The organism is Nocardioides rubriscoriae (assembly GCF_008087085.1).
Lineage (GTDB): Bacteria > Actinomycetota > Actinomycetes > Propionibacteriales > Nocardioidaceae > Nocardioides > Nocardioides rubriscoriae.
Genome location: NZ_VIYJ01000009.1, coordinates 1 through 19,647, shown reverse-complemented (window position 1 = coordinate 19,647; position 19,647 = coordinate 1). Strand labels below are relative to the sequence as shown.

Annotated in this window: 17 protein-coding genes; 15 read left to right on the top strand and 2 right to left on the bottom strand. The window is 73.6% G+C overall.

Annotated features, from left to right (window positions below):
- Nucleotides 1–21 precede the first annotated feature (21 nt).
- Nucleotides 22–582, top strand: a complete 561-nt coding sequence (locus FZC61_RS16300) for a VanZ family protein (protein WP_148615235.1) — start codon at nt 22–24, stop codon at nt 580–582.
- An 88-nt stretch (nt 583–670) separates the two neighbouring features.
- Nucleotides 671–1,750: a histidinol-phosphate transaminase gene (hisC, locus tag FZC61_RS16295; protein ID WP_148615234.1), complete on the top strand. Its 1,080-nt coding sequence runs from the start codon at nt 671–673 to the stop codon at nt 1,748–1,750.
- A 4-nt stretch (nt 1,751–1,754) separates the two neighbouring features.
- Here hisC and FZC61_RS16290 read toward each other — a convergent pair whose 3' ends face one another.
- Together FZC61_RS16290 and FZC61_RS16285 are read right to left on the bottom strand one after the other, a co-directional pair.
- The gene (locus FZC61_RS16290; RefSeq protein ID WP_211357289.1) at nt 1,755–3,005 is read right to left on the bottom strand and encodes an MFS transporter; all 1,251 of its coding nucleotides are present in this window, start codon (nt 3,003–3,005) and stop codon (nt 1,755–1,757) included.
- Nucleotides 3,002–3,583, bottom strand: a complete 582-nt coding sequence (locus tag FZC61_RS16285) for an ArsR/SmtB family transcription factor (RefSeq protein WP_148615233.1) — start codon at nt 3,581–3,583, stop codon at nt 3,002–3,004. The genes FZC61_RS16290 and FZC61_RS16285 overlap by 4 nt, the downstream gene beginning before the upstream one ends.
- A 192-nt stretch (nt 3,584–3,775) precedes the next feature.
- Here FZC61_RS16285 and FZC61_RS16280 point away from each other — a divergent pair, with 192 nt between their 5' ends.
- From FZC61_RS16280 to FZC61_RS16220, 13 genes are all read left to right on the top strand, one after another.
- On the top strand, nt 3,776–7,063 hold the full coding sequence (locus tag FZC61_RS16280; protein WP_148615232.1) for a transglutaminase family protein: 3,288 nt from the start codon (nt 3,776–3,778) through the stop codon (nt 7,061–7,063).
- A 72-nt stretch (nt 7,064–7,135) separates the two neighbouring features.
- Nucleotides 7,136–9,628 (top strand): circularly permuted type 2 ATP-grasp protein, encoded by a 2,493-nt coding sequence (locus tag FZC61_RS16275; RefSeq protein ID WP_148615231.1) that lies wholly within the window; start codon nt 7,136–7,138, stop codon nt 9,626–9,628.
- Between the two features lie 8 nt (nt 9,629–9,636).
- Nucleotides 9,637–10,542, top strand: a complete 906-nt coding sequence (locus FZC61_RS16270) for a transglutaminase family protein (protein WP_246142739.1) — start codon at nt 9,637–9,639, stop codon at nt 10,540–10,542.
- An 8-nt stretch (nt 10,543–10,550) separates the two neighbouring features.
- Nucleotides 10,551–11,066 (top strand): hypothetical protein, encoded by a 516-nt coding sequence (locus FZC61_RS16265; protein WP_148615229.1) that lies wholly within the window; start codon nt 10,551–10,553, stop codon nt 11,064–11,066.
- A complete protein-coding gene (locus FZC61_RS16260) occupies nt 11,063–11,617 on the top strand; it encodes a hypothetical protein (RefSeq protein ID WP_148615228.1) in 555 nt (184 codons plus the stop codon). The genes FZC61_RS16265 and FZC61_RS16260 overlap by 4 nt, the downstream gene beginning before the upstream one ends.
- A 34-nt stretch (nt 11,618–11,651) precedes the next feature.
- Nucleotides 11,652–12,545, top strand: coding sequence for an Rv0361 family membrane protein (locus FZC61_RS23170; RefSeq protein WP_170286133.1), 894 nt, complete (start codon nt 11,652–11,654; stop codon nt 12,543–12,545).
- An 83-nt stretch (nt 12,546–12,628) separates the two neighbouring features.
- On the top strand, nt 12,629–13,633 hold the full coding sequence (locus FZC61_RS16250) for a zinc-binding metallopeptidase family protein (RefSeq protein WP_148615227.1): 1,005 nt from the start codon (nt 12,629–12,631) through the stop codon (nt 13,631–13,633).
- A gap of 25 nt (nt 13,634–13,658) precedes the next feature.
- Nucleotides 13,659–14,357: a DUF2510 domain-containing protein gene (locus FZC61_RS16245; RefSeq protein WP_148615226.1), complete on the top strand. Its 699-nt coding sequence runs from the start codon at nt 13,659–13,661 to the stop codon at nt 14,355–14,357.
- A 76-nt stretch (nt 14,358–14,433) separates the two neighbouring features.
- Nucleotides 14,434–15,339, top strand: coding sequence for a glutathione S-transferase C-terminal domain-containing protein (locus FZC61_RS16240; RefSeq protein ID WP_148615488.1), 906 nt, complete (start codon nt 14,434–14,436; stop codon nt 15,337–15,339).
- A gap of 85 nt (nt 15,340–15,424) precedes the next feature.
- Entirely contained in the window at nt 15,425–17,806 is a 2,382-nt protein-coding gene (locus tag FZC61_RS16235) for an FdhF/YdeP family oxidoreductase (protein ID WP_148615225.1), read from the top strand.
- A gap of 116 nt (nt 17,807–17,922) precedes the next feature.
- The gene (locus FZC61_RS16230) at nt 17,923–18,837 is read left to right on the top strand and encodes a cation diffusion facilitator family transporter (RefSeq protein ID WP_148615224.1); all 915 of its coding nucleotides are present in this window, start codon (nt 17,923–17,925) and stop codon (nt 18,835–18,837) included.
- A 184-nt stretch (nt 18,838–19,021) separates the two neighbouring features.
- A complete protein-coding gene (locus FZC61_RS16225; RefSeq protein WP_148615223.1) occupies nt 19,022–19,321 on the top strand; it encodes a hypothetical protein in 300 nt (99 codons plus the stop codon).
- Complete coding sequence (locus tag FZC61_RS16220) at nt 19,318–19,524, top strand: hypothetical protein (RefSeq protein ID WP_148615222.1); 207 nt, start codon at nt 19,318–19,320, stop codon at nt 19,522–19,524. The genes FZC61_RS16225 and FZC61_RS16220 overlap by 4 nt, the downstream gene beginning before the upstream one ends.
- Nucleotides 19,525–19,647 lie beyond the last annotated feature (123 nt).

Below are 19,647 nucleotides of genomic sequence, written 5' to 3'. Positions count from 1 at the left end.
GTTCTCGGTAGCCTCGGGCCAGTGTTCCCGGTCGGTGGTGTGGGCGTCATGCTCGTGGGCGTCGCGCTCTCGGGCGTGGTCTGCGGCGCACTGGCCCTGGCCCTGCGCCGCCGTCTCGGCACCGTCGCGGCGCTGGCGACCGGCGGCCTGCTCTGGTCGGTCGTCGTCATCGGGCTGGTCACCCTGATCCCCGCCGACGGTGCGCCCGGGGTCGTCTACGCCGACAGCCGGCTCGACTCCTGCTCGTGGGACATCGGCGGCCCGGCCCCCGACGGGTTCTGGATCTTCTCCGGCGGTCAGCGCCTGCTCAACGTCGCCGTGTTCGTGCCGTCCGGGGCGCTGCTGGTCGTGGCCGCCGCGCGCTGGCGGCGGTCGGCCCTGGTCACGGTGCCGCTGGGCCTCGTCCTGCTGGCGGCCTACTCGGTGGGCATCGAGTGGACCCAGCTCGAGCTGGCCCGCATCGACCGTGCCTGCGACGTCACCGACATCGTCGACAACGCGACCGGCGCAGGTCTCGGCGTGGCGGTCGGGCTGGTGCTGGCCGTGGTGCTGCGGCCGTGGCGAGGCGGTGTGGGCCGCTGAGCGCGAGAACACCAGGGTCGTCCGCCCGAGCGTGAGTTCGCAGTCACGGTGAGGCGGACGACCAGGCCCCACCACTAACCTGAGCAGCATGGCCCACCCTCAGCCGCGCCCCAACGTCCTGCAGATCCCGACCTACGTGCCCGGCAAGCCGCCGACGGTGCGACCGGGCCAGACGGCGTACAAGCTGTCGAGCAACGAGAACCCCTACCCGCCGCTGCCCGGGGTGGTCGAGGCGGCGACGCAGGCGGTCGCGACGATGAACCGCTACCCCGACATGGGCAGCACCGCGCTCTACGAGGCCCTGGCCACGCGCCTCGGCGTGCCGACCACCGACCTGGCCGTGGCGACCGGCAGCGTCGCGCTGATCTACCAGCTGGTCGGGGCGTTCTGCGAGCCGGGCGACGAGGTCGTCTACGCCTGGCGCTCCTTCGAGGCCTACCCGATCGCGGTCACCACGGCCGGTGCCACGTCGGTGCAGGTGCCGGTGACCGCCGAGGGGCGCCACGACCTCGACGCGATGCTGGCCGCGATCACCGACCGCACCCGGATCGTGATGGTCTGCACGCCCAACAACCCCACCGGCCCGGCCGTCACCCAGTCCGAGCTCGACGCGTTCCTGGCCCGGGTGCCGTCGCACGTGGTCGCCGTGGTCGACGAGGCCTACCTCGAGTTCGTCCGGATGGACGACGCCGTCGACGGTCTCGCGACCTACCGCGCCCACCCCAACGTCGTGCTCTTCCGCACCTTCTCCAAGGCCTACGGGCTGGCCGGCTTCCGCGTCGGGTACGCCGTGGCGCAGGGCCCGGTCGCGGCCGCGCTGCGCGCGGTGTCGCTGCCCTTCGGCGTCTCGGCCGTCGCGCAGGCCGCGGCGATCGCCTCGCTCGAGGCTGAGCCCGAGCTGCTCGCGCGCGTCGAGGCCCTCGCGGTCGAGCGGGCGCGGGTCCATGCCGCCCTTCTCGAGATGGGCTGGACGGTCCCCGAGCCACAGGGCAACTTCGTGTGGTTCGCCCTCGGCGAGCGCACGGCCGACTTCGCGGCCGCCGCCGACGCGGCCGGGATCGTCGTACGCCCGTTCGCGGGGGAGGGTGCTCGTGTGTCCATCGGCGAGACCGAGGGCAACGACCGGCTGCTCGAGGTGGCGCGGGCGTTCGGGTCGGTGCGCGCCTGATCTCCTAGGTGACGGTCGCGGCGATGTCGGCCGGGCGGCGGTCCATCTCGCGCCACCGGGGGTCGACGGCCGGCAGCATGGTGGTGACGAGGTAGGCCGTCCCGGTGGCCGCCATCGCGAGCGCGAGGCCGCCGCCGTCGACGAGCACGCCGCCCAGCAGGCCGCCCAGCGGCATCAGGGCGAAGCACATGGCGCTGCTCAAGGACGTCACGCGGCCGACGAGCGGGGCGGGGATGCGCTCGAAGAGCACCGCACCGAGCACCGGGTTGATGAAGCCGGACGCGAACCCGGCGACCACGAAGCACGCGACGACCGCCGCGAGCGGTGTGTCCACCACGAAGACGGCGAACCTCGGCAGGCCGGCGAGCAGGAACGCGACGAGGTAGACCTTGAAGCGCGGCAGCCGGGCGGCCCACACGGCAGCGCAGGCCGCGCCGAGCGCGGAGGCGCCGCTCATCACCGCGAGCAGCAGTCCGAGCGCTGCGGCGCCGTCGCCGGACTCGACGGCCCACACGGGCATGAGCACGGTGACCCAGGCCGCGTCGAGCAGGTTGGTCACCGCGACCATGACCGAGATCCCGAGCAGCAGCCGGTCGCCGCGCAGGAAGCGCCAGCCCTCGCGCAGCTGCTCGGCGTACGGCGCGGGGTCGGGTGCAGTGGTGGTCGCGGTCTCGACCGGGGGCGGCGACCCGACGCCCACGGTGGCCCAGGCGAGCACCAGCGCCGAGACGCCGAAGCTCGCGGCGTCGACCAGCAGCGCGTCCTGGGCGCCGAGCGTCGCGACGAGCACGCCGGCCAGCCCGGCGCCCAGCATCGAGGCGGTGCGCTCGACGGTGCTGCTCAGCCCGGTGGCGCGCTCCATCGGTACCCCGGCCGACGCGACCAGGGCCGGCACCATGGCGTTCTTGGCGCCGTCGCCGGGGCCGCGCAGCGCGCCGGCGGCGGCGACCAGGGCCAGGAAGGCCGGGAACGACAGCATCCCCGCGTCGTACAGCAGGGGGATGGTGGCCACCACGAACAGCGAGGCCACGTCGCAGGTGATGGCGACCCGGCGGGCGCCGAGCCGGTCGATCACCGGCCCGCCGAGCACCTTGGAGACGACCAGCGGCAGCATCTCGGCGAACGCGACCAGGCCTGTCTGCGTGGCGCTGCCGGTCTGCTCGAGCACGAAGAGCGGGATCGCGATCATCGAGACCCGGGTGCCGGTGACCGAGATGCCCTCGGCGGCGAGCCAGCCGTAGAGCGGGCGCCTCACTCGTCGTCACCCCCGACCTGGCCCGGGCGCACGAACGCGTTGAGGTTGACCATGTAGGCCAGCGCCTCGGGGTCGTCGTCGTCCTCCAGGTCGGTGAGCAGGGCGTCGATACGCTCCAGCAGCCGCTCGGCCGAGGCCGGGGTGAGCCGCTTGTGCCAGTCGCTGAAGGTGCCGGCGTCGCGCCACGCCTGCGGCAGCAGCGGCCGCTCCTCGACGGCGCGCTGGAGCCACTCGGTGTAGACGGTCACCACCGACTGCAGGTAGGCGTCGACGGTCTCGCCGGCGGCCGGGTCGTCGGGCGTCGAGGTGACGCCGGTGTCGGTGCGCGTCGAGGTGTGCGCCGCCTTCCACCACCGCTCGCGGCCGTTGCCGCGCTCGGCGTCGTCGACCACGAAGCCGTGCTGCGCCAGCTGGCGCAGGTGGTAGGACGTCGCGCCGGTGTTGAGCCCGAGGCGGGCCGCGAGCGAGGTCGCGGTCGCCGGCCCGTCCATGCGCAGCATCCCGAGCATCCGCAGCCGGACCGGGTGGGCCAGGGCGCGCAGCTGGTGGGGGGTCGGGGTGACGGTGTCGCGGTCCATGACGGCAGCGTACGACCGCAAAGGAGTGTTTGCAAAGGGTTGTTGGTGGTCGGCTTGCGGAGCTGTAACTCACCGTTACGCTCACTTCCCCACCTGTAGACCGGCGGGGGAGAGCACGTAACGGTGAGTTACAGCGGGCTGGCGCCGCCCCGCGTTACCGCCCCGACACGCGCAGCGGGCAGGGTGTGACCCATGTCGATCAAGGTCGCGCTGGAGCACCGCACCACGTACGCCTTCGCGCACCCCGTCAACGTCGGGCCCCACGTGGTGCGGCTGCGGCCGGCGCCGCACACGCGCACCCCGATCGAGGCCTACTCGCTCAAGGTCGAGCCCGACACCCACTTCCTCAACTGGCAGCAGGACCCGTTCGGCAACTGGCTGGCACGCCTGGTCTTCCCCGAGAAGGTCTCGACCCTCGACATCACCGTGGGCCTGGTGGCCGACCTGATGGTCGTCAACCCGTTCGACTTCTTCGTCGAGGAGTACGCCGAGCACTACCCGTTCGCCTACGAGAGCAGCCTGCACGCCGACCTGTTCCCCTACCTGCGCTCCGTCGAGGACGCCGAGGCCGCCGACGCGTTCCGGCGCGACCTGCCGCAGGCCGCGCCCGGCGAGAAGACGCCGATCATCACGTTCCTGGCCGGGCTCAACGCCGCGGTGCACCGCGAGGTCGCCTACTCGGTGCGGATGGAGGCCGGCGTCCAGACCCCCGACGAGACGCTGGCCCGCAGGGTCGGCTCGTGCCGCGACAGCGCCTGGCTGCTGGTCGCGCTGCTGCGCCAGCACGGCCTCGCCGCCCGCTTCGTCTCGGGCTACCTCGTGCAGCTCGCCACCGACCCCGACGCGATGGTCGGCCTCGACGGACCGTCGGGCCCCGCGCAGGACTTCACCGACCTGCACGCGTGGGCCGAGGTCTACCTGCCCGGCGCCGGCTGGGTCGGCATGGACCCCACGTCCAGCCTGTTCGCCGGCGAGGGTCACATCCCGCTCAGCGCCACGCCCCACCCGAGCAGCGCCGCGCCGATCCAGGGCGCGACCGACCCGGTCGAGGTGGCCTTCTCCTTCCACAACGAGGTACGCCGGGTGCACGAGGACCCGCGCGTCACCAGGCCCTACAGCGACGAGCAGTGGGCCCGGATCGACGCGCTCGGCGCGGCGGTGGACGAGCGCCTCGACGCCGGCGACGTCCGGCTCACGATGGGCGGCGAGCCGACCTTCGTGTCGCGCGACGACGCGACCACGCCGCAGTGGAACAGCGACGCCGACGGCCCCGAGAAGCGCGCGCTGGCCACCGTGGTCGCGCAGCGGCTGCAGGCGACCTACGCGCAGGGCGGCGTCGTCCACCGCGGCCAGGGCAAGTGGTACCCCGGCGAGCCGCTCCCGCGCTGGAACATCGCGCTGCAGTGGCGCACCGACGGCGAGACGCTGTGGCGCGACCCGGCGCTGCTGGCCGACCCGTGGGCCCCCGACGGCGACCAGGAGAAGTCCGCCGCCGACGCCGAGGCGCTCGGCCGCCGCGTCACGAAGGTCCTCGGCCTGCCCGCCGACCAGCTGCACCCGGCCTACGAGGACCCGCTGGCCGTGCTGACCTCCGAGGTCCGCCAGCCCGCCGGCGAGCGGCCCGACGGGGTCGCGGACAAGCTCGACGCCCGGGGTCTCGGGGTCCTCGACGCCGAGGTCGACACCCCCACCGGCTGGGTGCTGCCGGTCGTCGCGGGCGAGCAGTGGGTCAGCCCGGCCTGGACCTTCCGCCGCGGCCGCCTCGTGCTGCTGCCCGGCACGTCGGCGGTCGGCCTGCGCCTGCCGCTCGACTCCGTGTCGTGGCGCGACCCGGAGTTCGCCGGCGAGGCGTCGTACGTCGAGGCCGGGCCCGCCCTCGAGCCGCAGGTGCCGGTGGTCACCGTCGTCGACCCCGAGGGCGCCGGCACGACCGCGCTGGCCTTCGAGGCGCGCGACGGCCACGTGCACGTGTTCCTCCCGCCGACCGACCGCCTCGACGACTACTGCGACCTGCTGCGCCTGGTCGAGGTCGCGGCCCGCAAGGTCGGCTGCCCCGTCGTGCTCGAGGGCTACGGCCCGCCGCCCGACTCGCGCCTGACCCAGCTGGTCGTCACGCCCGACCCGGGCGTCATCGAGATCAACGTGCAGCCCACGTCGAGCTGGGCCGAGCAGCGCGACCTCACGACCACGCTGTACGACGAGGCCCGCCGCGCCGGCCTCACCACCGAGAAGTTCGACCACGACGGCCTGCACACCGGTACCGGCGGCGGCAACCACCTCACCCTCGGCGGCCGCACCCCCGCCGACAGCCCGCTGCTGCGGCGCCCCGACCTGCTGGTCAGCCTGCTCACCTACTGGCAGCGGCACCCCTCGCTGTCCTACCTCTTCAGCGGTCGCTTCATCGGCCCCACGAGCCAGGCGCCCCGCTTCGACGAGGGCCGGCCCGAGGCGACCTACGAGATGGAGATCGCGTTCGCCGAGGTCGAGCGCCTGGTCGCCGAGCAGGAGGAGCACGACCTCGACCCCCGACCGTGGTTGGTCGACCGGGCCCTGCGGCACCTGCTGACCGACCTCACGGGCAACACCCACCGCGCCGAGTTCTGCATCGACAAGCTCTACAGCCCCGACTCCTCGCGCGGGCGCCTCGGGCTGCTCGAGCTGCGCGGCTTCGAGATGCCGCCGCACCACCAGATGGGGCTCGTGCAGGCGCTGCTGGTCCGCAGCCTGGTCGCGATGTTCTGGGAGCAGCCGCTGCGCGCGCCGCTCGTGCGCTGGGGCACCCGCCTCCACGACGCCGCGCTGCTGCCGCAGGGCGCGGCCGCCGACGTCGCCGAGGTCGTCGCCGACCTGCGGGCGTTCGGCATCGCGTTCGAGGAGGCGTGGCTCGCGCCGTTCCTGGAGTTCCGCTTCCCGCGGATCGGCCTCGCCCAGGCAGGACCCGTCGAGCTCGAGCTGCGCCAGGCCATCGAGCCGTGGCACGTGCTCGGCGAGGAGGCGACCGGCACCGGCACCGCGCGCTACGTCGACAGCTCCGTCGAACGGGTCCAGGTGCTGGTCCGCGGCCTCGACCCGTCGCGCCACCTGGTCACCTGCCACGGCGTGCCCGTGCCGCTCGCCCCGACCGCCGACGCCGCGGGGCACTTCGCCGGGATCCGCTACCGCGCGTGGCAGCCGTGGTCGGCGCTGCACCCGAGCATCGAGGTCCAGGCCCCGCTGCGCCTCGACGTCGTCGACACCGCCGCCGAGGTGAGCCTCGGCGGGGCGACCTACCACGTGGCGCACCCCGGGGGCCGCTCCTACGACGCCCCGCCGGTCAACGCCAAGGAGGCCGAGGCGCGGCGCGCCGCCCGGTTCGAGCCGCACGGCCACACGGCCGGCCGGCTCGACGTGGGCGCGATCCGCGACGCCGGTCGCCGGGCGGCGTCCGACGAGTACCCCCACACGCTCGACCTGCGCCGCGCGCGTCCCCCGGTGGCCTGAGCCAACACGGCCGGTGACCAGCTTTGGACGCTCGAGCCACGGGGTGGTGCGGGCCGTGACAGGGTTGACCGCGTGACGGTGCTGCGCGAGTACGCCGCCGGGGTCACGCAGCCCACGTTGGACGGTGCGGGCGGCGGTCCCGTGCGCTACGACGAGGTGGTCGGGCCCGACGGTGCCCTGCGCACGTCGTGGAAGGGGATGGCCGAGCTCGCGGTCGCCCTCACGCCCGCAGACCTGCGCCGCGTCGACGACGACATCGTCCGGGCGCTGGCCGACGACGGCGTGACCTACTCGCGCCCCGGGGAGCGCGCCGGGGCCTGGCGGCTGGACCCCCTGCCCGTCGTGATCGACGCGGCCCAGTGGGCCCCCCTCGAGGTCGGGCTCGCCCAGCGCGCCGAGCTGCTCAACGCCGTCCTGGCCGACCTCTACGGCCCGCAACGGCTCCTGGCCGACGGCGTGCTGCCGTCGGCCGTGGTGCACGGCCACCCCGGCTTCGTGCGCGTCGTCGCGCGCAGCTCCACCCACGACCCGCGGCCCCTGGTGCTCTCGGCCACCGACCTGGGCCGTGACGACCGCGGCGAGTGGCGGGTGCTCGCCGACCGCGCGCAGGCGCCGTCCGGGCTCGGCTACGCGATGGAGAACCGCCGCGTGCTCTCGCGGGTGATGCCCGAGCTCTACCGCGAGGCCGGTCTGCACCGGATGGAGCCGTTCTTCAGCGCCCTGCGCTCCGCCCTGCTCCAGAGCGCGCCCGGCGACCTGGCCGACCCGCGCGTGGTCGTCCTGAGCCCCGGCAGCCAGTCCGAGACGGCCTACGACCAGGCCTTCATCGCCTCGGCGCTCGGCTTCCCGCTCGTGCAGGGCAGCGACCTCGTCGTGCGCGAGGGGTGGGTGCAGATGCGGGTCTTCGGCCGCCTCGAGCGGGTCGACGTGATCCTGCGCCGCGTCGACGCCACCTGGAGCGACCCCCTCGAGCTGCGCGGTGACTCCCAGCTGGGGGTGGCCGGGCTCGTCGAGGCCACCCGCCGGGGCCGGGTCCGCGTGGTCAACGGCCTGGGGGCCGGCGTCCTCGAGAACCCCGCGCTGCTGCCCTACCTGCCCGCGATCTGCGAGCGGCTGCTCGGCGAGGAGCTCCGGCTCCCCTCGCTGCCCACCTGGTGGTGCGGCGACGCCGACGGCCTCGAGCACGTCCTCGACCACCTCGACACCCTGCAGGTACGCCGGGTCGACGGCGCCGCGGTCGACCTCAGCGGGCTGCGTCGCGACACCCTGGTGGCGATGCTCGTGGCCGAGCCGCACCGCTTCGTCGGCCAGCAGCGGCTCCCGCTGTCGCAGTCGCCGACGTGGGAGAACGGCCGGTCGGTCCCGCGCCCGCTGACGCTGCGCACCTTCACGCTGCGCTACGGGTCGGCGTACCGGCCCCTGGTCGGGGGCCTCGCGAGCCTCGTCGAGGACGGCCTCAGCATCGGCAGCAAGGACGTCTGGGTGCTCAAGGGCGACCCGGTCGTGCCCGACCAGGGCCTCGCCGAGGTGCTGCCGATGACCAACACCCGTGCCTCGACCGGCACGGTCCCGCGCATCCTCGAGGACATGTTCTGGTTCGGCCGCTACGCCGAGCGCGCCGAGGACCTGCTGCGGCTCGTGCTGGCCGTGCACGCCCAGGCCGACGACTACCGCAACCGCCCGCGCTCGACCGGCGCAGCGGGCCTCGAGGTGCTGCTCGGCGCGATCACCCGGCTGGCCGGACCCGGGCTGCGCGCCGCGGGCGACCTCGACGCCGAGTTCCGCTCGGTGCTGCTCGACGCCCGCCGCGTCGGCTCGGTCAGCCACGCCCTCGACGGGCTGCGCTCCGCCCTGGCCGGGGTGCGCGACCAGCTCTCCCTCGACGTGTGGCGGGCCTTCGGCACGACCGACCGGGCCGCCCAGGTGCTCGAGAGCGGGTCGGTGCACCACAGCCACCAGGTCGCCGAGTCGGCCGGCCGGATGCTCACCGGCATCCTCAGCCTCCAGGGCGTCACCGCCAGCATGATCCGCGACCCCGGTTGGCGCATGATCGGCGTCGGCCGCTACCTCGAGCGGTCGTTGCAGGTCGTGCACCTGCTCGCCGCGACCACCACCGTGCGCCGCGGCCTCGACGTCGACCGCGAGGTGCTCAACTCCGTGCTCGCCGCCACCGAGAGCGCCGTCACCCACCGCCGCCGCTACCGCGGGTCGGTGCGCCCCGGCGGCGTCCTCGAGCTGCTGCTCACCGACCGCGACAACCCGCGATCGCTGGGCTTCTCCCTCGCCCAGGTCGCCGAGCACCTGGCCGCGCTGCCGGCCTCGACCGGCTCGACGCGACCCGAGCGCGTCGTCGCCGACCTGGTCGCCGAGCTCGCCGAGACCGACATCGCGACCCTGGTGGCGATCGGCGGCGAGTCGCGGCCCAACCTCGAGGTGTTCCTGGCGCGCTGCGTCACCCAGCTCACCCGGATCGCCGACGGCGTCGCCGAGGTTCACCTCACCACCGGCCCCGCCCCCCGCCCGCTCGCCGCGCTGGTCACCTCGCTCGAGGCGGTCCCGTCATGAGGTACGCCGTGCGTCACACCACCACCTACACCTACGACGCGCCGGTCAGCGACAGCCTCGGCGTCGCCCACCTCGTGCCGCGCAGCCTGCCGTGGCAGCGCGTGTCGTCGTACGACGTCACGGTGACGCCGACGCCGGGCGACCGGACCGCCGACGTCGACTACTACGGCAACCACGTCACCTACTTCCAGGTCACCGAGCCCCACGAGCGCCTGGTCGTCGAGGGTGCCGGCGAGGTCGACGTGGCCGCGCCCGTGGTGCCGCCGGCCCCGCTCGCGGCCCCGTGGGAGACGCTGCGTCCCCTGCTGGTGCCCGGCGCCCCGCGGGCGTGGGCGGCCACCGACCTCGCGCTGCCCTCGGCCCAGGTCGACCACCCCGCCGGCGCCGTCGAGTACGCCGCCCGCTCGCTGACCGCGCGACGCCCGGTCGGCGAGGCGGTCACCGACCTCATGCACCGCGTCCACGCCGACTTCGACTACGACAAGACCGCCACCACGGTCACCTCGACGGTCGAGCACACCTTCGAGCGGCGCGCCGGGGTGTGCCAGGACTTCGCCCACCTGATGCTCGCCTGCCTGCGCTCGCACGGGCTCGCCGCGCGCTACGTCTCGGGCTACCTCGCCACCCAGCCGCCCCCCGGCAAGCCCCGGCTGGTGGGGGCCGACGCCAGCCACGCCTGGGTCGAGGTCTGGCTCGGCGAGCACGACGGGGCCGACACCTGGCTCGCCCTGGACCCCACCAACGACCAGGCGGTCGGCGACCGCCACGTCACGGTCGCGTGGGGCCGTGACTACGGCGACGTGCCCCCGCTCAAGGGCGTGATCTACACCGAGGCCAAGCGGTCGACCATGCAGGTCAGCGTCGACGTCGCTCCGCTGCCACCCGACCCCGACCCCACCGGCGACCCGTCATGATGGCCCGCGTGCGCCTGCCCGTCCTCGCCCTCGTCGCCGCCCTCGCCCTGGGGGCCACGGCGTGCAGCAACGAGGAGCCCGCGCCCTACGACGACGGCAGGCAGGGCGTCCCGCTCGCCGGGCTCGGCCCCGAGATCGAGGACGCCGGTGTCGAGGTCCTGGCCGCGGCCACGCCCGACGCGGCCACCACCGACGACGTCGTACCCGCCCTGGCGGACGCGCAGGTCGACTCGCCGACCACCGACGTGCGCGAGGACGTCCTGGCCTTCGACCCCGCCGCCACCGCCGGGCTGCTGGGGATCGTGACCGACGCGCCCGGCTCCACCGTGGTGCTGGTCTTCGCGACCCCCGACAACGCCGCCGTCTTCGCGGCCGACGACCCCACCGTCTTCGGCGACCCCGACGTCGAGTCCGAGCGCGCCGCCTTCCTCGCCGGCAACCTGGTCGGCTACGCCGCTGACGACTCCGGCCGACCGGTGCGGCTGCGCCGCGCCCTCAACGCCCTCGGCGGATCGGCCTCGTGACGCCGAACTTCCCCGGCCCCTCCACCACCACGCCCCCGCCGGGACCCGGGCGACGTCGCCGCCAGCGACCCGTGGCCATCGCCGTGGTGTCGATCGCGCTGGTGCTGTCGCTGGCCGCGCTCGCGATCACCTCGGTCCGCCTCGCCCGACCCGACGACGAGCCCGCCGCCCGTGCCCCCGGGGTCTCCCCGAGCGACGCGCCTCGGCCCGCCCGCCCGGCGCGCACCGGCGACGTCGTCGGTCCGCCGCCTGGTGTGGTGGCCGAGCGGTTCCTCGCCGCGGTCCTCCGCGTCGACTGCGCCGGCCTGGCGCGCCTGTCGACGCCGCGCTACCTCGCGCAGGGCTCCTGCGGCGACGACGTACCGTCCGACGCGCTGCGCGGGGCCCGCCACGAGCAGCAGCCCGCTGCCGTCGCCGGGGCCTCGGCGACCGTGATGGCCGTTATCACCACACCGGGGCGCAGCAAAAGACCAGGAACGACGTTTCGGTGCACCCTGACCCTGGTGAACACTGGGGCTGGTTGGCGCATCAACGACCTCGCAGCCCTCTGAGCGTCGTGACCCTCACCCCCTGCAGGAGACCCCGATGAGCAACACGACCCCTCCCGGCTGGTACGACGACGGCCAGGGCGGCCGCCGCTGGTGGGACGGGTCGCAGTGGGCCGCGCCCGGCGCGGGTCCGACCGGGTCCGCGCTGCCGCCCGAGCAGCCCCAGCCCACCCAGCAGCTGCCCCAGCAGGGCCAGCCGCTGGGCCCGCCGCCGAGCCAGCCGCCGTACGGCGCCCCGGGGCTGGCGGGAGCCCCGGGCGGCCCGACGACCCCCAAGAAGAGGACGGGCCTGGTCCTCGGCGCCGTCGGGGCGCTGGTGCTCGTCGTGGGCGCCGTCATCGCCGCGGTCCTGCTGCTCAGCGGCAGCGACGGCCCGTCGTCCGACGACCCGGTCGAGACGGTCCAGTCGTTCATCGACGCCAGCAAGGACCTGGACTGCGACGCGGCCCTGGAGCTGCTCACCGACGACGCCCGCGACAGGTTCGGCGACAGCTGCGGGAAGGACATCGACGCCCAGGTCGAGGCCTCGGGCATCGACCCCGACGACATCGAGATCACGGTGGGCGAGGCCGACGAGAACGACGGCCAGGCCACCGTGCCGGTGACCTACTCGGTCCCCGACCAGCAGGACTTCCAGGTCGCCTACCTCCTCACCCAGCAGGACGGGGCGTGGCTGATCGACGACTTCTCCCTGCCGGGCCTGGACGACCTGCTGACCGACCTGCCCACGGACCTGCCCACGGACCTGCCCACGGACCTGCCGACCGACCTGCCGACCGACCTGCCCACGGACTTCCCGACCGACTTCCCGACCGACTTCCCGACCGACTTCCCGACCGACTTCCCCACCGACTTCCCGACCGACCCGGCCGAGCTCGAGAGCTACCTCGACGACCTGGCCTCGGCGTTCCCCACCGACCCCTCCTCCTGACCGCGTCCTGACGTCGTCGTGGCTCTGCCTCTCACCCTCACCGGTGTGAGGCGGGGTCCGGGCAGCCAGGAGGATGGCCCCTCGTGAAGTCCTTCCGCTGCCGCGTGTGCGACAACCCGCTCCACTTCGACAACTCCGTCTGCGTCTCCTGCGGCACCTCCCTGGGCTACTCCCGCGACGAGCGGGCGATCGTGCCCGTCGACGAGCGCGGGCAGTACGTCGACGCGACCGGCCTGGTCTGGCACGTCTGCGCCAACCTGGGCCTGTCGGGCTGCACGTGGCTGGCGCGCGTGGCCGGCGGGCAGTGCTCGGTCTGCGACCTGACCCGCACCCGTCCCGCCGACGACGACGCGGTCGGCCTGGAGCAGTTCCCCGCGGCCGAGCTGGCCAAGCGGCACCTGGTCGCCGAGCTCGACGGGCTCGGCTACCGGGTCGTGAGCAAGGAGGAGGACCCCGACGACGGGTTGGCCTTCGACCTGCTCTCCAGCGTCGACGAGAACGTCGTCATCGGGCACGCCGACGGGGTCATCACCATCGACCTCGCCGAGAGCGACGACGCCCACCGCGAGAAGATCCGATCCCGGCTCGCCGAGCCCTACCGCACCATGCTCGGGCACTTCCGCCACGAGTTCGGCCACTACGCCGAGTGGCAGCTGGTGCGCGGCGAGGAGCGGATGGCCCGGTGCCGCGAGCTCTTCGGCGACGAGTCGGTGGACTACCAGGCCGAGCTCGACCGCCACTACGACCAGGGCCCGCCGGCCGACTGGGCGCAGTCCTTCATCTCGACCTACGCCACGATGCACCCGTTCGAGGACTTCGCCGAGACCTGGGCCCACTACCTCCACATCGCCGACACCATCGAGACCGCCGGCGAGTACGGCCTGGTCACCGTCGGCGGCGTGCAGAGCTTCTCGACCTTCCGCGACGTCGTCACCGGCGTCTGGATCCCGCTGTCGATCGCGCTCAACCAGATCAACCGCAGCATGGGCAAGGACGACGTCTACCCCTTCGTCATCCCGCCGCCGGTCCTCGACAAGCTCGACTTCGTCGCGTCCCTGCTGCCCGTCGACCGGTCAACGGGCCAGTGAGCGCAGACAGACCCGAGGAGCAGCGTTGACCCAGGGCACCACCCCACCGGGCTGGTACGACGACGGCAGCGGCACCCGACGCTGGTGGGACGGCTCCGGGTGGACCGAGCACACCCAGCCGGTCCCCGCGTTGCCACCACAGGGCCCGACCGGCCCGCGCCCGGCCGGCCCGCCGCCGGGTTGGCCGCCGGATTGGCAGCCGGATTGGCAGTCGGGTTGGCAGCCGGCGGCCGCCTACTCCAGCACTGCCGCCGGCCCCACCGGCCCTGGAGGGCGTGGGCGGGGCAAGGGGCTTCTGCTCGCGGCGATCGGCGGGGTGCTCGCCCTGCTGGCGATCGCCGGGGTGGTGCTGGTGCTCGTCCTCGGCCGAGACGACGACCCGCAGCAGGCCGACGACACCCCCTCGCCCGACGTCGCCTCGTCGTCCGCGACCGTGGAGCCGAGCGAGCCCGCGCCGACGTCCGACGCGCCGACCGGGTCCCCGGCCGACCCCGTCGACCCCAGCACGCTGACCTGCGGGGAGGTCCGGGCGATGTCGACCAGGGAGCTGGTCGACCTGCTCGACCGTGCGGCGCAGGACGAGGTCGACCGCACCGGCGACCAGGACGCCCAGGACTACCTCGACCTGCCCGCCGACCAGAAGCGCACGTTCGCGGCGTTCCTGCCGTCGGCCTGCGAGGGCGAGTCCGACGCCACCACCCTCGACGAGCTCGACGGCTTCTAGGGCTCCGTAGCCTGGCACCGTGAGTGACGAGACCAGCAGCCAGACCTACGTCGAGCAGGGCGGCTTCGACCGCGACATGACCTACGTGCCCGACCGGATCACGCGCGAGGCGCGCCGTCCCGAGCACGGGCCGGTCGACGGTGAGCTGTGGCCGGTCGAGCCCGGCCGCTACCGGCTGGTCGCGGCGGCCGCCTGCCCGTGGGCGAACCGCGCGATCATCGTGCGCCACCTGCTGGGGCTGGAGGACGTGGTCTCACTGGGCCTGTGCGGGCCCACCCACGACGAGCGGTCGTGGACCTTCGACCTCGACCCCGACGGCCGCGACCCGGTGCTGGGGATGGAGCGGCTGCAGGAGGCCTACTTCCGGCGGTTCCCCGACTACCCGCGAGGCATCACGGTGCCGGCGGTCGTCGAGGAGTTGACCGGGCGGCTGGTGACCAACGACTTCCCGTGGATCACCCACGACCTGTTCCACGAGTGGCGCGACCACCACCGCGCCGACGCCCCCGACCTGTGGCCGGTCGCCGTGCGCGAGGAGATGGAGCAGGTGATGAAGCGGGTCTTCACCGAGGTCAACAACGGCGTCTACCGCTGCGGCTTCGCCGGCTCGCAGGACGCCTACGACGAGGCCTACGACCGGCTGTGGGTCGCCCTCGACTGGCTCGAGGAGCGGTTGTCGACCCGCCGCTACCTGATGGGCGAGGCGATCACCGAGGCCGACGTCCGGCTGTTCACCACGCTGGCGCGCTTCGACGCGGTCTACCACGGCCACTTCAAGTGCAACCGGCAGAAGCTCACCGAGATGCCGGCGCTGTGGGGCTACGCCCGTGACCTCTACCAGACCTCCGGCTTCGGCGAGACCATCGACTTCGACCAGATCAAGACGCACTACTACGTCGTCCACGCCGACATCAACCCCACCGGGATCGTCCCGGTCGGGCCCGACCCGGCCGTGTGGCTCGAGCCGCACAGGCGGGGCTGACCGGCGCCGGGGGCAGATCTCCGGGACCGACCCCGCGGTGAACTCCACCGTCGTGGGTACCTGTACGTCGACGAGAGGCAGGACCATGACCCGCAAGGCACCCAGGAACGACATCGACGAGTCCACGCTGTCGGTGACCGACCGCGAGGACCACGCGGCGGGGCCGACCGCGGTGGCGGTCAGCATGAAGCGCGCCGTGGAGGGCATGGGGGTGCGCCGTACGGCCCAGACCCTGTTGCGACTCAACCAGGCCGACGGCTTCGACTGCCAGGGCTGTGCCTGGCCCGACCCGTCGCCGGAGCACCGGCACACGGCGGAGTTCTGCGAGAACGGCGTCAAGGCCGTCACCGACGAGGCGACCCTGCGCCGTGCGGGGCGCGAGTTCTTCGCCGCCCACCCGATCGAGGAGCTGCGCGACCGCACCGACTACTGGCTGGGGCAGCAGGGACGCATCACCGAGCCGATGGTGCTGCGCGCCGGGGGCACCCACTACGAGCCCATCTCGTGGGAGGACGCGTTCGCGCTGATCGCGACCCACCTCAACGGCCTCGCCTCGCCGGACGAGGCCGTCTTCTACACCTCCGGCAAGGTCTCCAACGAGGCGGCGTTCGCCTTCCAGCTCTTCGTGCGTGCCTACGGCACCAACAACCTGCCGGACTGCTCCAACATGTGCCACGAGTCCACCTCGGTCGGGCTCGCGGAGGTCATCGGCATCGGCAAGGCCTCGGTCACCTTGGAGGACGTGCACAACGCCGAGCTGATCGTCATCGCGGGGCAGAACCCGGGCACCAACCACCCCCGGATGCTCAGCGCTCTCGAGATCGCCAAGAACAACGGCGCTCGCATCATCGACATCAACCCGCTGAAGGAGGCGGGGCTGACCCGCTTCAAGAACCCCCAGACCGTCAAGGGCATGGTCGGCACCGGGACGGCGATGGCCGACCTCCACCTGCCGGTGCGCATCAACGGCGACCTGGCGCTGTTCCAGGCGATCGCGTCGCTGCTGCTCGAGTGGGGCGACCTCGACCACGACTTCATCGAGCAGCACACCTACGGCTTCGAGGCCTACGCCGAGCACCTGCGCGCGCTCGACTGGGACCTCGTGCTCGCCTCGACCGGACTGACGCGCGACCAGGTCGAGCAGGCCGCCCGGATGATCGCGTCCTCGCGCAAGACGGTCTACTGCTGGGCGATGGGCGTCGTCCAGCACCGCAACGGCGTCGCCAACGTCAAGGAGATCTCCAACCTGGCGTTCCTCCAGGGCAACATCGGCAAGCCCGGCGCCGGGCTCTTCCCGGTCCGCGGCCACTCCAACGTGCAGGGCGACCGCACCATGGGGATCTGGGAGCGACCGCCGGCCCACTTCCTCGACGCGCTGCGCGACGAGTTCGGCTTCGAGCCACCCCGCGAGCACGGCTTCGACGCCGTGGCCGCCGTCAAGGCCTTCCGTGACGGCAGGGCCAAGGTGTTCTTCGGGCTCGGCGGCAACTTCGTCGCCGCCATGTCCGACACGACGGTCACCGAGGACGCGCTGCGCCAGGCCGACCTGACCGTCCAGGTCTCGACCAAGCCCAACCGGTCCCACGTCGTCCACGGCCGCGAGGCCCTGATCCTGCCCCCGTTGGGCCGCAGCGAGAAGGACCTGACCGGTGGTCGTCCCCAACGGGTCACGGTCGAGGACTCCGTCTGCTCGGTGCACGTCTCCCGAGGACCCCTCGAGCCGGCCTCGGACCACCTGCGCTCCGAGGTCGACATCATCTGCTCGACGGCCCGCGCGACGCTGGGCGACCGGTACGCCATCCCGTGGGAGGAGTTCCGCGACGACTACAGCCAGCTGCGCCGCCGCATCGGCCGGATGGTCCCGGGCTGCGCCGGCTACGAGGAGAAGGTCGACCAGCCCGGCGGGTTCGTCCTGCCCCACCCACCTCGTGACACCCGCACCTTCGAGACCGACCGCGGGCGCGCGATCTTCACCGTCAGCCCGACCGAGGTGCTGCAGGTGCCCGCAGGGCGCCTGCTGCTGCAGACGATGCGCTCGCACGACCAGTTCAACACCGTCATCTACGGGCTCGACGACCGCTACCGCGGCATCAAGAACGGTCGCCAGGTGGTCCTGGTCAACCCCCGTGACATCGAGGACCTCGGGCTGCGCGACGGCCAGCACGTCGACATCGTCAGCGAGTGGGAGGACGGTTCGACGCGCAAGGTCGTGCAGTTCCGGGTCGTGTCCTACGACACGCCCCGAGGCTGCGCGGCGGCCTACTACCCCGAGACCAACCCGCTGGTCTCGCTCGACGCCAAGGCCGTCGGCAGCAACCAGCCGGCGTACAAGTCGATCGTGGTGCAGCTGGTGCCGTCGACCGTCGATGCGCCGGCCGAAGGGCGCCCGGTGGGCACCACCACGGCCGAGTCCCCGGACGGCGGTGACGAGCCCAAGCGCTACGTCGCGCCACGCCAGCTGAGCTGACCGGCCCCGTCGGGGCCCCGGGCCCCGACGGCGTACGCCGGTGGGAGACTGGGCCCCCGACGACGGGACGCGGAGGTGACCGGATGGCCGGGCGCGTGGGGCAGGTGCGCTGAGCGATGGGTCACGGACACGGCCACGGGGCCTCGCGGGCGGCCGACCGGCGCCGCCTGCGCTGGGTGCTCGCCGTCACCGCGACGGTCCTGGTCGTCGAGGTCGTCGGGGCACTGCTGACCGGGTCGCTGGCGCTGCTGGCCGACGCCGGCCACCTGGCCACCGACGCCGGGTCCGTCGTGCTCGCGCTCGGGGCGTCGTACGTCGCCTCGCTGCCGGGCAACCGGCGTTCGACCTTCGGCTTGCACCGCGCCGAGGTGCTGGCCGCGCTGGCCAACTCCCTGGTGCTGCTGGTGGTCTGCGGCTACCTCGGCTGGGCCGGCATCTCGCGGCTGGCCGACCCCAGCGACGTCGACGCCGGCCCCATGATCGTGTTCGCTGCCTTCGGGCTGGTCGCCAACGGGGTGTCGCTCGTGATCGTCAACCGCGGCGACACCGGCTCGCTCAACCTGCGTGGCGCCGCCAACGAGGTGTTCGCAGACCTGCTCGGCTCGGTACTCGCCGTCGCCGCCGGCGTCGTCATCCTCACGACCGGCTGGCAGCGCGCCGACCCGGTCGCCTCGCTGGTCATCGCCGTGATGATCCTGCCGCGCGCGCTGCTGCTGATGCGCGACGCAGCCGTCGTCCTGCTCGAGATCGCCCCGACCGGCCTCGACCTCGACGACGTCGAGCACCACATCCGCCACGTCGACGGTGTCGTCGACGTCCACGACCTGCACGCCTGGACCATCACCAGCGGCATCTCCAGCCTGTCGGCCCACGTCACCGTCACCGACGAGGCCCTCGCCTCCCGCGGGATCGGCCCCGTCCTCGACCAGCTGTGCGCCTGCGTCGCCGAGCACTTCGACGTGCGCCACGCGACCTTCCAGGTCGAGCCCGTCTCCCACCGCGACCACGAGGACCTCGGCGAGCTCCACTGAGCTGGATGCGCGAGCGTGTCGCGCCGCCCGGGTCTGCTGGTGGTGGGGTTGGTGTCGCGGCGCGCCACGCTGCCGCGCTGGCGTCCGCCTGGGTGGTCCTCGGCTCCTCGTGGTGGTGCGGCGTGCCCGGGGCGGGTGGCTCGCAGGGCCCCTGCGGCAGCCGTGTCCGCGTAGCATCCCCGCCATGGCAGACGTGGTGCTCGGACGCGCAGGCGACACCGTCGTCGTCGATCTCGACGTGTGCGCGAAGACGGGGCGGGCCACGGGTCACCGCGTGAGGTTCCGCGGCAGCACGATGCCGGGCTGGGTGGTCGTCCTGCTGCTCTTCACGGTCGTAGGTTTCCTGCTGGCCAGCACGATGACCTCGCGCCGTTACGTCGTCACCGTGCCGCTCGCCGCATCCGCCCATGCCCGCTGGAGGCGTTACCGGCGGGTGGCCCTGCTCGTCGCCCTGGTGGCGCTGCTGCGCTGGTCGTCGCGGTGACCGCTCCCGCGGGCGGGTACGGACTCTGGGCCGGCGCCGGGGTGGTGCTGATCGTTGGCGCGTTCGTCGGAGCCGAGGTGAACGGCGCGGTCAACGGTCTGGGGTTCCGCACGACCCGCGACGGCGACCTGGTCCTCACCCGCGCGCACCCGGCCTTCGCGCAGGCGGTCGCCGCGGCATCCGTCGAGCCGGTGCCGCGCTAGGAGCCTGCTGAACAAGCAGGGGTGGGGACCCGCGTTTGTTGTGGGTGCGGGCGGAGCGCCGCCAAGGCAGTCGAGCTGCGGTCAGCACACGTGGTGCGACACGGGGTCGTTCCGCCCGCATAC

Excerpts from the sequence above, each read along its gene's own strand:
- FZC61_RS23170 (WP_170286133.1), top strand. The coding sequence starts at position 11,652 with ATGAGCAACACGACCCCTCCCGGCTGGTACGACGACGGCCAGGGCGGC.
- FZC61_RS16240 (WP_148615488.1), top strand. The coding sequence starts at position 14,434 with ATGACCTACGTGCCCGACCGGATCACGCGCGAGGCGCGCCGTCCCGAG.
- FZC61_RS16235 (WP_148615225.1), top strand. The coding sequence starts at position 15,425 with ATGACCCGCAAGGCACCCAGGAACGACATCGACGAGTCCACGCTGTCG.
- FZC61_RS16225 (WP_148615223.1), top strand. The coding sequence starts at position 19,022 with ATGGCAGACGTGGTGCTCGGACGCGCAGGCGACACCGTCGTCGTCGAT.
- hisC (WP_148615234.1), top strand. The coding sequence starts at position 671 with ATGGCCCACCCTCAGCCGCGCCCCAACGTCCTGCAGATCCCGACCTAC.
- FZC61_RS16285 (WP_148615233.1), bottom strand. The coding sequence starts at position 3,583 with ATGGACCGCGACACCGTCACCCCGACCCCCCACCAGCTGCGCGCCCTG.
- FZC61_RS16280 (WP_148615232.1), top strand. The coding sequence starts at position 3,776 with ATGTCGATCAAGGTCGCGCTGGAGCACCGCACCACGTACGCCTTCGCG.
- FZC61_RS16230 (WP_148615224.1), top strand. The coding sequence starts at position 17,923 with ATGGGTCACGGACACGGCCACGGGGCCTCGCGGGCGGCCGACCGGCGC.